The organism is uncultured Clostridium sp., assembly GCF_934754925.1.
Taxonomy (GTDB): Bacteria; Bacillota; Clostridia; order Clostridiales; family Clostridiaceae; genus Clostridium.
Genome location: NZ_CAKVJA010000005.1, coordinates 1 through 13,223, shown reverse-complemented (window position 1 = coordinate 13,223; position 13,223 = coordinate 1). Strand labels below are relative to the sequence as shown.

The window sequence follows — 13,223 nt, the reverse complement described above, 5'->3', positions numbered from 1 at the left end:
AGAGAGACTAAGTATGAGAAATATAAAAATGACTATTCAATATGATGGGTCAAGATATAAGGGATGGCAAAAACAAAATATAAAGGGAACTAGTGTATCAACCATACAAGATAAAATTGAAAAAGTATTATCTAAAATGACAGGAGAAGAGATACAAGTAATTGGTTGTGGTAGAACTGATGCTGGGGTTCATGCAGATAAATACATAGCAAATTTTAAGACTAATAGTGAAAAAAAGCTACCTGATATATCTAAATATTTACATGAGTTTTTACCAGAAGATATATCAGTAACATCATTAAGTGAAGCTAGTGATAGATTTCACTCAAGATTAAATGTAATATCAAAGACTTACGTATATACTATTGATAATAATAGATTTGCAAATGTATTTTTGAAAAAATATGCTTATCATGTTGAGGGAAAGTTAAATATAGAAAAAATGAGAGAAGCAAGTAAATATTTAATAGGAACTCATGATTTTAAAAGCTTTAGTGGTGTAAAAGATAAATCTAAAAAATCAACTGTAAGAACAATAAACTATATAACTATTACTGAAGAAGATAACATTATAAAAATTGAATATAATGGAAATGGATTCTTGTTAAATATGGTTAGAATTTTAAGTGGAACTTTAATAAAGGTTGCAAAGGGAGAAATTGAACCTATAAAAGTAAAAGAGCTATTAGAAGAAAAAAGTAGAAGTGAATTAGCCGAAAAAGCACCGGCAAAAGGACTTTGTATGAAAGAAGTAAAATATTAAAAATTTTTAATTACTAATTAACATAAAAGATACAATCTTAATATATTAATAAATATAGGGTAATTAGATTACCTTCAGCAATATTGGGAATAAAATAAGGGTGTGAAAAATAAATGAATATGGATTTTCATGTCCATGGATTACTAAGCAAAAGAAAAGATTTTAATAAAGAGTTTTTTATGAACGAAATATATTTTGCAAAAAGTAATGGCCTAAATGGAATAATTCTCTGTGAACACTTCAATGCAAAAGATTTTCTTGTTATTTATGACTTTTTAGAAAATAATTTCATTTATGAAGGAGATAGATATATTGTAGAAGGTATATCAGTATTTCCAGCAATGGAAGTTAGTATTAAAAATAAGGGCCATGTAATTTTAGCTGGTGAGAGAGATAGTATTACTGATATTTATGAACTATTAAAAGAATTTAGAGAAAAAGACAATTTAATAGATTTAGAAGACTTATTAGATCAAGCAGATATATTTAACTTATTAAAGATTGGAGCACACCCATGTAGAAGAGGACATAAATTATGTAATCAGTCACATGAGTTGTTAAAGCGATTAGATGCTTTAGACTTAAATGGAAAGGATATATTTAAAAAAGGTGAAAGTATTGCTAGAGATGAATTAATTAATTTATCTCAAGAGTTAGGGCTTAATATTATTACAGGAAGTGATAGTCATACCCCTATTCAACTTGGAGGAATATATACTAGCTTAAATAAGGAATGTTCAACTATAAATGAATTAAGGGAGTGTATAATAAAAGGTGATTATACAATTGAAATAGATTCTGCACTAAAGTTTAAAATATTTTCTTCTAAGATATTAAAACGATATTTATCAAAATCTCAAACATACGATAAAAATACAGAGTTTAAAATTTAAATTATACATTTAACTTTGGAGCTATCTTTTTGAGGCTCCAAATTTTATTTAATAATTAATATATACAAGTTAATAAAATGAATTTATGGCAAGAATAATAATAAAATATTTTAGATAAGGAAGATAAAAAATGGAGAATATAGAAGAGATATTTAATGAAATATTAATATATGACGTTCAAGAAGCATTAAAATATAGTAGTGATGGATTTAAAAAAAGTGGGAATCCAGAATATTTATTATATACAGCTCATTGTTATTTAATTCAGGGCTTTTTTGAAGATGCAATTGCTGCTATAGACTTAGCTTTTGATTTAGGTTGCGACTATATTGTATATGGATATAACGTAAAGGGAGAGGCATTACTTAGCTTAGGGCTTTATGTAGAAAGTAGAAGATGCTTTGAGAGAGTATTAATGGAAGAAGAGGAGCAATATTTAGCAAATACCTTTTTAATTGAATTAGATATAAGAGAGGGCTTATACGAGGATGCCATAAATAGATGTGTTGATTATATGGAAAATTATGAATGTGATAATAGGGTATTATCTGATTTGAAATGTATTATTGGATGGACATATTTAGTAAATTTAAATAATCCAGAAATAGCTAGGGAAGCCTTCATAGAATCAATAGAAGCAAATAAGGAGTGCTCAAGATCTTATACTGGTTTGGCAGTATATGAAGCCAATCATAAAAGATTTAATAAAGCAATTGAATATTTTAATAAAGCAATAGATATAAATGAGAATGATGGAGAAAATTATTTTGGAATAGCAATTTGTAATAAGGAGCTTAATAACTTTGATGTAGTAGAAGAATATTTAGTTAAAGCAAACTCTTTAGAGCCAGAAGATAATAGAATAATAGAAGAATATGCTTTCGAGTTACTAAGACAAGGTAGAAATAAAGATGCAATTGAATATTTTAAAGAGGTTTTAAGAGAGAATCCTAATAATATAGAAATTAAGAACTTAATTTTAGAATTAGAAAAAAGTAAAGAATTTTAATGTACATATAAATGGCAAATAGATTAGAAGTTTAATCTATTTGCCATAAAATCTATTTTTCAAAACTTTCGCAACAAGTTTCGGTGTATATATTAGCACGAGATCCTGATACATTTATGGAGGAAAGATTACAATTGCAGTTTTCATTATGTATGCATTCTGTTGCCTTACATATTAAACAATCACAACAACCAGAGCTATTAGTGTTATTTGTTAAATCACTATAGTGTCTCTTATCTAAAAATGATCCACAGCAAGTATCGTTATCAGTAGATGATGAACTAGCTATGTCAACACGATTAGAATAACATATACCAGATTTATTATGAGAACAATTATTTACGTCACAATTAATTTTTTGCATTTATAAATCTCCTTTCAACAATAAAATTAGTAACTAACTAAAATATCTGTCCAATAATCCCTTAAATGCTCTTCCATGTCTTGCTTCGTCTTTACACATTTCGTGGACAGTATCATGAATGGCATCTAAATTATGTTTTTTAGCTAATGCTGCAAGCTTTTTCTTTCCATCACATGCACCAAATTCTGCTTCAACTCTTGCACTTAAGTTAGCTTTACTGCTTGCAGTAACTACTTCACCTAAGATTTCTGCAAATTTGCTAGCATGATCAGCTTCCTCATATGCAATTCTTTTATATGCTTCTGCTATTTCTGGATATCCTTCACGATCAGCTACACGAGACATAGCTAAGTACATACCAACTTCAGTACATTCACCATTAAAGTTAGCTCTTAAACCTTCAATAATTTCTGGATCTATGCCATCGCAGATACCAACTCTATGCTCATCAGCCCATTGTAGTTCTCCACTCATTTCTTCAAATTTACTAGCAGGTGCTTTACATATTGGACAGACTTCTGGAGGAGTATCTCCTTCATGGACATATCCACATACAGTACAAATAAATTTCTTCAATTAAAAAGACCTCCTTTATATTACATTCTAAATAAACATCTTTATTATTATTTCTCTATTAAAATATAATATGCATTTGTAAAATATAGAAATTTCAGTTGACTTTTCAATTAAAAATATATAAGATATGTAAGATATACTAGAAAGCAAGAGGAGAAAAAAATGGCTAAAGATAATAGCGGAAGTGAAAATTTTCATTATAATAATATAGAAAAAAAAGATAAGAATTTTATGTACAAAAATTTTAAAAGAAGCAATTGTTATAATTGTAATTTTTCAAATTCAAATTTTAATTTTGCAACATTTAGAGGGGCACATTTTAAAACTTGTAGTTTTATGAAGGGAAGTTTTGAAGGAACAGAATTTATAGGAACTAATTTGAAAAATAGTAAATTTAAAAATGCAAAATTTAAAAATGCTATTTTTGAAGGTGCAAATTTAGATGGTACTGATTTTAAAGATGCAAAATTTGAAAATACTATCTTTTTAGGATGTAAGTTAGAAAAAATAAAGAATTTTAATGCTGAAGTTGAAGGTGTAAGAATATTTGAAGGAATGCCTGAAATAAATATAAGTTCAGAATTAGAAGAAGCATTAAAGAATTTAATGGAAAACAAGTTTGTTAAGAATTCTAGAATTTTTGATACAAAAGAAGGAAATATTAATACTTTAACATTAATGATACTTAAAGAGAATTTCAGTGAAGAAGAATTAATTAAAGGATTCAATGAAATAAAATTACAAATAGATAGAGATTTTTATACTATAAGTTATGTTATAAGACTTATTAATAAAGTACTAGTGTAAAGATATAAACTATGTTCCTTAATTTAAATATAATCAAGGAGCATAGTTTTATTTTTAAAGCAATTGGAATACTCCCATTGCTATAATTATAATAGCTGATAGTAAGTCAGAGTATTTACCAAAAATTTTAGATAAGAAGCTATTACCTATTTTTAAACCTAAAATCAATATTAGTATACTAAAAATAAATGTAAAAATTGTAGTTAATGGAATGCTTATTCCTGACATACTAGCACCAAGACCAAGTGCGAAATTATTTAAGCTAAGTGCTATAGCCAATGAAATAGCTTCTTTGACTTCAATATTACCAGAACCATTTATATCAGCTGTTTTATTATTAGTTAATATATCATCGTAATGTAATGATTCGATAATATCTTTATTTTCTTTTGTTGTACATATTTTGTTCTTTTTTAAATTTTTTTGTTCTCTAAAGAAGTCAAAGGTCATATATAAACCAACAACTATTAAAAGAATTGCACCAATATAGTTGCAAATATATGAAGGAATAAACTTATTTAAAATAGCACCTAGAACCATTGAAAGTAAGGTGCCTAAAGTAACAATTAATGCAATTATTATATTAATAGAAAATTTAATTCGTATATTCTTTATTCCATAAGCAATTCCTATTATTAAACTGTCTAAACTTGAGGAAAATGCTAATAAAATAGACGGAATTATATGCATATGTTGCTCCTTATATATTTATTATACTAATTATTATATTCAAAGCTAAAAAAATCGTTACTTAGACAAAAAATGATAAGCAAATTAAAAGGAAATATGAAATTTTAATAATATATGAACAAAATTTGAAAAAAATACTATACATGTTGTAGGTATAAATTAACTGGTGTATACTGATGACATATAAACGTTACTAGTGGAGGGAGATACAAGGTTGGAAAGGTATATAGAATTTAAAGATGTAAGGAAAAAATATAAGATGGGAGAAGTTGAAATTCATGCTTTAGGAGGTGTTGATTTTTCAGTAAATAAAGGCGAATTTGTCATAATAGCAGGGGCAAGCGGTGCTGGAAAAAGTACTATTCTAAATATATTAGGTGGAATGGATACGGTATCATCTGGGAGAGTTATAGTTGATAACAATGAGATTAGTAAGTATTCTCAAAAAGATTTAATAACATATAGAAGAGATGATATTGGATTTGTATTTCAATTTTACAATTTAGTTCAAAATCTTACAGCAAGAGAAAATGTAGAATTAGCTACACAGATTTCTAAAAATCCCTTAAATATTGATAAAGTTTTGCATTCAGTTGGATTAAGCGATAGAAAAAATAACTTTCCATCACAGTTATCAGGTGGAGAGCAACAAAGAGTAGCAATAGCAAGAGCAATAGCGAAGAATCCTAAATTATTACTTTGTGATGAACCTACTGGAGCATTAGATTATAATACTGGTAAAGCTATATTAAAATTACTTCAAGATATTTGTAGAAAAGAAGGAGTTACAGTAATAATAATTACTCATAACTTAGCATTAACTCATATGGGAGATAAGGTTATTGAGGTTAAGAATGGTAGAATTCAAAAAATTACTATAAATGAAAATCCAGTTCCTGTAGAAAGGATTGAATGGTAATTATGAAAAATGCATTATGGAAAGATATATTTAGGGATATAAAGAAGTCTAAAGGAAGATTTTTTTCAATTGTATCAATTATTGCTTTAGGTGTAATGCTATTTTCAGGAGTGAAGATTGCTCCTATAGATATGAAAGCTACAGCAGATAAGTATTATGATGATTATAATTTAATGGATCTTAGGGTATTATCAACTTTAGGACTAACTGATGAAGATGTAAATGATATAAGAAAGATAGAGGGTGTTCTAGGTGTTCAATCATCAAAAACTTTAGATGTTATATCTAAAGTAGATTCAGATGAGTTTGTAATTAGAGTGCATAGTTTACCTAATGATAATTTAAAAGATAATAATGAAGATTATATAAATAGACTAAATTTAATTGAGGGACATTTACCTAATAAAGAGGGTGAATGTGTTATTGCCAAAGAAAATTTTGCAAGCCTAAATTTAAAAATAGGAGATAAACTTAAATTAAATTCAGGTGATGATAGTAATATTAAAGATAATCTTGCAACTGATGAATATGAAATTGTAGGTATAGTAGAAACACCTTATTATTTAAGCGATCAAATTGGAAGTAGCAATATTGGAAATGGTAATGCAAAAACATATATGTTTATAAAAGAATCTGATTTTAAAGGTGAAGTATATACAGATATTTATGTTACTGTTAAGAATGCTAAAGCTTTAGATTCATACGATGAGAAATATTTTGATGTAACAGATAAGGTTAAAAAATCTATAGAAAACATTTCTAATGTAATTATTGATAGAAGATATGATGAAGTAATAAATAAAGCTAATGAAGAATTGAATAAAGGTAAAGATGAATATGAAAGTAAAAAAAGTGAAGTTGAAGAGCAATTAGAAAAAGCTCAAAATGAAATAGATAGTTCAAGAAAGACATTAGCTGAAGGAGAAAATGAGCTTAATAGTAAGAAGAATGAGTTGGAAAATTCATTAAAGGCTGGACAAGAGGAGATAGAAAAAGCAGAGCAAGAATTAAATGAAAAGGAATCACAACTTGATGATGGTATAAGTAAATTTTATGAGGTAAAGGAAAGTATAGAGCAGGAATTTATTAAAGCTGAAAACTCTATTAATGATTCAGAAGTTTATTTAGAAGGTTTATTAAGTCAAAAGTCTTCGCTAGAAGATATGTTAAAAGATGAGAGCTTAAGTGAGGAAGAAAAATCTTCTATTGAGGTTAAGATAAATTCATTAGATTCAATAATAAAAGAAGCTAGTAATAATATTAATATAGCAAAATCGGAGCTTCAAAGTAAAAAGGATGAATTTCTATCACAAGAGAATAGTTTGAATTTAGCCAAGGCGCAAATACAAGAAGGCAGAGATAAAATTAATAAATCAAAGGCTGATTTAGAAGTAGCTAAAAATCAAGGATATGAGCAAATAAAAAATGCAAAAGATGAAATAGAAAATGGAAAAGTAAAACTAGCTGAGGGAGAAAAAGAGCTAGAGGAAAATAAGAAAAAAGCAGAAGAGGAGCTCTCTAAAGCAAAAGAAAAATTAGAAGAAGCAGAGAAGAAAATATCAGAAATAGAAAAGCCAGATCTTTATGTTTTAGATAGAAAATCACATTATTCTTATGTAGACTATGAAAATAGTGCTAATAGTATTAATAAATTATCAAATGTATTTCCAGTATTTTTCTTTATAGTAGCAGCGTTAGTATGTTTAACAACAATGACTAGAATGGTAGATGAACAAAGAGTAAATATAGGAACATTAAAGGCTTTAGGATATAATAAGGGGAGTATTGCTAAAAAGTTTATTGTTTATGCCTTAGTTGCAAGCTTAATTGGTTGTATAGTAGGAATTGTTTTAGGGTTTACTATCTTACCATTAGTAATTTTTGATGCATATAATATATTATATATACTTCCTAAAATGAAATATGTGGTTCATATACCTTTAGCTATAATGGTTTTTGTTGTAGCTATAGGAGTAACTACATTAGCAACATATGCAGCATGTAGAATTGAACTTATTGAAGTTCCAGCAATGTTAATGAGACCTAAAGCGCCAAAAGAGGGTAAGAGAATTTTATTAGAGAGAATTCCTTTTATTTGGAATAGATTAAATTTCATTGGTAAAGTAACAGTAAGAAATATTTTTAGGTATAAGAAGAGATTTTTAATGACTGTTATCGGAATTGCAGGAAGCACAGCATTATTAGTTGCTGGTTTTGGTATTAAAGATTCTATAAAAACTGTTGTAAACAAACAATATGGAGATTTAACACAATATAATATTTCAGCAAATTTAGAGTCAACTATAAATAATGATGAAAAGAATAACTTAAAGAATTATCTAAGTCAAGATTCAAAGGTAAATGATTTTATTTTTGTAAGAAGTGAAAGTGGAGAAGCTTTAGCAAATGAAATAAATAAAAATGTTAATATTATAGTTACTGATGAAGATGAAAAGTTTGATGAGTTTGAACACTTACAAGACAGAAAGAGCAAGGAAAAAATTATTTTACCTAAGGATGGAGTAGCAATAACTGAAAAACTAGCTAAGTTATTAGATGTTAAAGTTGGAGATGAAATAGAGATTATAAATAATAATGATAATAGGGCACAAGCTAAAGTTGGGGCAATAGTAGAACGCTATATTAATCACTATGTCTATATTGATGCTGAGTATTATAAAGAGATATTTAATAAGGTTCCAGAAAAAAACAGTGTATTTATTAAAGTAAATAATGAAGATTCCATAAATGAATTATCTAATAATTTAATAAATCTAAATGAAGTTGCTGGAGTAGTAAGTAATAGTAGTATAAAAGATAATTTTGATGACACAATTAAATCATTAGATTTAGTAGTATTAGTTATGATATTTTGTGCAGGTGCATTATCATTTATAGTATTATACAACCTAACTAATGTTAATATTTCTGAACGTATAAGAGAAATAGCCACAATTAAAGTTTTAGGATTCTATGATAATGAGGTTTCAGCTTATATATTTAGAGAAAATATATTATTAACTGTTATTGGAGCAATAGGAGGATTGTTATTAGGTACAGTTTTCCACAAATTTATAATGGTAACAGTTGAAATGGATTATGTTATGTTTGGTAGAACTATAGATATTAAAAGTTTTATTATGGCAGCTGTTTTAACAATTATTTTCTCATTATTAGTAAATTGGGCAATGTATTATAAGTTAAAGAAAGTTGAAATGGTTGAATCTTTAAAGTCAGTAGATTAATAAAAATAGTATTAAAAAAGTAACAGTTCATATACTGTTACTTTTTTGCTATTGAAAAATGTTTGAATTAATTGTTCGAAATTCTTTTGGGGTCAAATTATATTTTCTTTTAAATAATTTATTGAAATATGATAGATTATCAAAGCCTACTTCTAAAGAAATATCCATTATAGCATTATTTGTAGAAGTTAATAAAATAGATGATTTTTCAAGTCTTAAATTATTAATATATTGTATACAAGTTAGGCCTATATGTTTTTTAAAAAAGCGCATAAAATGATATTCACTATAATCACAAAGTTCAGCTAAAGTATTTATAGAAATATCTTCAGAGTAATTATCATTTATATAATTTAAAACTAATTTAATTTTGTTTGTAGTATTAAATGTAATATTATTTTTACTTTGATGCTTTTTAATTAGATTATTTTTATAAAGTAATGAAAAAAATTTAAATAGTAAAGATTTTAATTCAAGCTCATAGGCAATATCTTTATCATAATAGCAGTATAGTATATTTTCTATAACATCAAATATTTTAGAGTAACAAGTTGTATTATCTTTAATAATAATAGGCAATTGATGTTCATGATTTAATAAGGGAGCAATATATTTTAATAATGCACCATCGGTACTAGAGCTTTTTAACATATTTATATTAAAAACAAAAGAAGCCCAAGTCATATTTTTATTTGGAATAGATGTTAGTGAGTGCAAACTTTGAGATCCAATAATTAAAATATCTCCTTTGTTTATAAGAAAAGAATCTAAATTAATTCTGTAATTACAACTTCCATCTAAAACTATAATAACTTCAATCTCTTCATGCCAATGAGTTGCAATAGAAGGAAAGCTTGGACTAATTGTTCCTTTATAAATTGAAAATGGTAATATAAAATCTCCATGAGTAGTGTTTTCTTTTAAGTTTGTAAAATCTAAATTGTTCATTAAATCTCCTAATATAGCAGTATCGTCTTATAAAATGTTAGTATATTGCAAGTGTTGTACTTGTTTTAATAATATAATAACATTATAATTACATTTTTTAAATAAAATGTTTTGTTATGGGTAAGGAGAAGAGGTTATGTTTGGGAAAATATTAAATTATGAGGTTAGTGAAAATAGAATTTTAATAAATTATGAAAAAATTCAGACGACTATAACTTTTTTAGATGAAGGTGTTGTTAATTTTTTTGTGCCATTGCATAGAGAAGAGAGAAATTCTAAAGCTGTTGAAAAAGTATTAAATAAAAATAATAAAGTTAAATTTCAGGTTAAATTTGATAGTGAAATTTTAAATATAAAAACAAGTATTTTAAATATTAATATTTATAATGATTTTAAAGTAGATATATATAATTATAAAGGTGAAATTTTATGTAGAGATTATAGAGGGAAAAGAGATCCTTTTAGAAGATTAGGGGCTAATTCTACCTTAGCAGCAGAGGAAGGTCATAAGTTAGAAGGTCATGAGGAATATAAGGTTTATGTATCTAAAGTTATGGAAAATGATATGTATTTCTATGGGCTTGGAGAAAGAACAGGTTCATTAAATAAAAAAGGATATCATTATAGAAATTGGAATACTGATGATCCAACACCACATGGAGAAACATATGCTCAATTATATAAATCAATACCATTTTTAATAACATTAAAGAACCAAGAGGCCTTTGGTATTTTCTTTGATAATCATTTTGAAAGTCATTTTGATATGGGAAAAGAAAATTCTAATTACTATTATTTTGGAGCTGTAGATGGTAATTTAGATTATTACTTTATGTATGGGCCTACAATAAAGGAAGTAGTTAATAAATATACTAATCTAACTGGAAAAACACCATTGCCTCAATTATGGACACTTGGATATCAACAATGTAGATGGTCTTATGCACCACAGGAAAGAGCTATGGAGATTGCTAAGTGTTTTAGGGAAAAGGATATTCCATGTGATACTATTTATTTAGATATAGATTATATGGATGGTTTTAGAGTTTTTACATGGGATAATAAAAAGTTTGAAAATCCTAAAGAGTTTTTGCAGCAGCTTAAAGAAATGGGATTTAAGGTAGTTACTATTATAGATCCAGGAGTTAAGGTAGATAAAGGATATAGAATATATGATGAAGGATTAAAAGAAGGTTACTTTGCAACAGACAAAGATGGAATAGTTTATAAGAATTCTGTTTGGCCAGGGGATTCTGTTTTTCCAGATTTTATGAATTCTAATACAAGGGAATGGTGGGCTGGAAATCAGAAAATAATGATGGATTTAGGTGTTTCAGGAATATGGAATGATATGAATGAACCAGCTAGTTTCAATGGACCACTTCCAGATGATGTAGTTTTTAATAATGATGGAACTTTAGTTACTCATAAAGAAATTCATAATGTTTATGGACATATGATGGACAAGGCTACCTATGAAGGTATTAAAAGGGCTACAAATAAAAGGCCATTTATAGTAACTAGAGCTTGTTATGCAGGCACTCAAAAATATGCTACAGTGTGGACTGGAGACAATCAAAGTACCTGGGAGCATTTAAGAATGTCATTACCTATGTTAATGAATCTTGGACTTAGTGGTATGGCTTTTTGTGGTACTGATGTTGGAGGGTTTGGACATGATTGTACACCAGAACTTTTAAGTAGATGGGTTCAAGTTGGGGCATTTACACCATTATTTAGAAACCATTCAACTATTGGAAGTAGAGAACAAGAACCATGGGCTTTTGATAAAACTACAGAAGATATAAATAGAAAATATATTAAATTAAGATATAAGTTAATTCCGTATTTATATGACATGATGTATAAATGTGAGGAGACTGGAGAGCCGATAATTAGACCATTATTGTTTAATTATCAAAATGATAGAAAAACCTATGAAATAAATGATGAATTTAATTTTGGCGATAGTATTTTAGTAGCTCCAGTTGTAGAACAAGGAGCTAGACACAAATTAGTTTACTTACCAGAAGGCGATAATTGGATTGATTATTGGACTGGAGAAGAGTATAAGGGTGGTCAATATATAATTAAAGAAGCTCCATTAGATATTTGTCCTATATTTGTAAAATCATTATCTATAATTCCAGTAGGAAAAGAACAAAGCTATATTGGAGAAAATAATGATGATATATTAACATTAAATATATATTTAGGTAAAGAAAATGGAGAATCAACTTATACTCATATATTAGATGATGGTGAAAGTTTTGATTATAAAAATGGGAAGTTAAATAAATATATTATTAACTGTAAATTGTCAGAGGAATTAAGAATAGAATTAAAAGAAAATATAGGATATTCTAAAAATTATAATAAAATAAAAATAATTCTTAATAATTTAGAGCATACTAAGAAAGTATTCTTCAATAATAAAGAAATTGAAGTTAAAGAAAATGAATTTATAGTAGAACTATAAAATAATAATGTTAATTTTACAATCTCAAAATAAGAGATGTAATTTTATAAATTTCCACCTTAAATTCAAATATAAAGTAGTTTCATAACAAAATATTTATGAACTACTTTATATTTTTTTATAATAAAATATTTAAGTATTAAGATAAGTTTATAGCTATTAACGTAGGTAACAACTTATGATATAATGATTTAATTAATTATATGATAATGAGGTGAAAAGGTGGATTTAAAGAAGTTATTAGATAATGTATTAGCCTTAGGATCTAATATTAGTATAAAAGATGGTAAAGAGATTTATAAAAATAGATTAGTATCAAATTTAAGTAGTAAAAAGATTAATGATATTTATCATATATATTCAAGAGTCACAGAAGAAGATAACAGTAAGGAATATAGTTGTCATATTAAGTATAATTTAAAAAGTGAAAGAGTAATAGGTGCAACATGTACATGTAATACATATGAAGAATTTTCAAAACATAAGACTAATTATATTTGTAAGCATATAATTGCAACTATATTTTATTT

12 protein-coding genes are annotated in these 13,223 nt (G+C 26.5%); 8 read left to right on the top strand and 4 right to left on the bottom strand.

Annotated elements, in window-relative coordinates:
- The first annotated feature begins 13 nt into the window (after positions 1 to 13).
- The 3 genes from truA to Q0G30_RS03505 all read left to right on the top strand — a co-directional run bounded on the left by truA (position 14) and on the right by Q0G30_RS03505 (position 2,665).
- Positions 14 to 763 (top strand): tRNA pseudouridine(38-40) synthase TruA, encoded by a 750-nt coding sequence (gene truA, locus Q0G30_RS03515; RefSeq protein ID WP_294386576.1) that lies wholly within the window; start codon positions 14 to 16, stop codon positions 761 to 763.
- A 113-nt stretch (positions 764 to 876) separates the two neighbouring features.
- A complete protein-coding gene (locus Q0G30_RS03510) occupies positions 877 to 1,656 on the top strand; it encodes a PHP-associated domain-containing protein (RefSeq protein WP_294386573.1) in 780 nt (259 codons plus the stop codon).
- A 130-nt stretch (positions 1,657 to 1,786) separates the two neighbouring features.
- Positions 1,787 to 2,665, top strand: a complete 879-nt coding sequence (locus Q0G30_RS03505) for a tetratricopeptide repeat protein (protein WP_294386571.1) — start codon at positions 1,787 to 1,789, stop codon at positions 2,663 to 2,665.
- Between the two features lie 52 nt (positions 2,666 to 2,717).
- Here Q0G30_RS03505 and Q0G30_RS03500 read toward each other — a convergent pair whose 3' ends face one another.
- Together Q0G30_RS03500 and Q0G30_RS03495 are read right to left on the bottom strand one after the other, a co-directional pair.
- Positions 2,718 to 3,029 carry a DUF1540 domain-containing protein gene (locus Q0G30_RS03500; protein WP_294386568.1) on the bottom strand — a complete coding sequence of 104 codons (312 nt, stop codon included), beginning with the start codon at positions 3,027 to 3,029 and terminating at the stop codon, positions 2,718 to 2,720.
- Positions 3,030 to 3,062: 33 nt separating this feature from the next.
- Complete coding sequence (locus tag Q0G30_RS03495) at positions 3,063 to 3,605, bottom strand: NADH peroxidase (RefSeq protein WP_294386564.1); 543 nt, start codon at positions 3,603 to 3,605, stop codon at positions 3,063 to 3,065.
- A gap of 162 nt (positions 3,606 to 3,767) precedes the next feature.
- Between Q0G30_RS03495 and Q0G30_RS03490 the strand changes: the two genes are divergently transcribed.
- On the top strand, positions 3,768 to 4,412 hold the full coding sequence (locus tag Q0G30_RS03490; RefSeq protein WP_294386562.1) for a pentapeptide repeat-containing protein: 645 nt from the start codon (positions 3,768 to 3,770) through the stop codon (positions 4,410 to 4,412).
- A gap of 54 nt (positions 4,413 to 4,466) precedes the next feature.
- Here Q0G30_RS03490 and ytaF read toward each other — a convergent pair whose 3' ends face one another.
- Positions 4,467 to 5,102, bottom strand: coding sequence for a sporulation membrane protein YtaF (gene ytaF / locus Q0G30_RS03485; protein WP_294386559.1), 636 nt, complete (start codon positions 5,100 to 5,102; stop codon positions 4,467 to 4,469).
- 214 nt (positions 5,103 to 5,316) lie between these two features.
- On the opposite strand from ytaF, the gene Q0G30_RS03480 reads away from it, so the two are divergent.
- Together Q0G30_RS03480 and Q0G30_RS03475 are read left to right on the top strand one after the other, a co-directional pair.
- Entirely contained in the window at positions 5,317 to 6,021 is a 705-nt protein-coding gene (locus Q0G30_RS03480; RefSeq protein ID WP_294386554.1) for an ABC transporter ATP-binding protein, read from the top strand.
- A 2-nt stretch (positions 6,022 to 6,023) separates the two neighbouring features.
- The gene (locus Q0G30_RS03475) at positions 6,024 to 9,266 is read left to right on the top strand and encodes an FtsX-like permease family protein (RefSeq protein ID WP_294386551.1); all 3,243 of its coding nucleotides are present in this window, start codon (positions 6,024 to 6,026) and stop codon (positions 9,264 to 9,266) included.
- 48 nt (positions 9,267 to 9,314) lie between these two features.
- On the opposite strand, the gene Q0G30_RS03470 is transcribed toward Q0G30_RS03475, so the two are convergent.
- Positions 9,315 to 10,214 (bottom strand): AraC family transcriptional regulator, encoded by a 900-nt coding sequence (locus tag Q0G30_RS03470; RefSeq protein WP_294386547.1) that lies wholly within the window; start codon positions 10,212 to 10,214, stop codon positions 9,315 to 9,317.
- Positions 10,215 to 10,350: 136 nt separating this feature from the next.
- On the opposite strand from Q0G30_RS03470, the gene Q0G30_RS03465 reads away from it, so the two are divergent.
- Both Q0G30_RS03465 and Q0G30_RS03460 read left to right on the top strand, forming a co-directional pair.
- The gene (locus Q0G30_RS03465) at positions 10,351 to 12,693 is read left to right on the top strand and encodes a glycoside hydrolase family 31 protein (protein WP_294386544.1); all 2,343 of its coding nucleotides are present in this window, start codon (positions 10,351 to 10,353) and stop codon (positions 12,691 to 12,693) included.
- 222 nt (positions 12,694 to 12,915) lie between these two features.
- Positions 12,916 to 13,223, top strand: a 308-nt coding sequence (locus Q0G30_RS03460; RefSeq protein ID WP_294386540.1) for an SWIM zinc finger family protein, incomplete at its 3' end; no start/stop codon positions are given.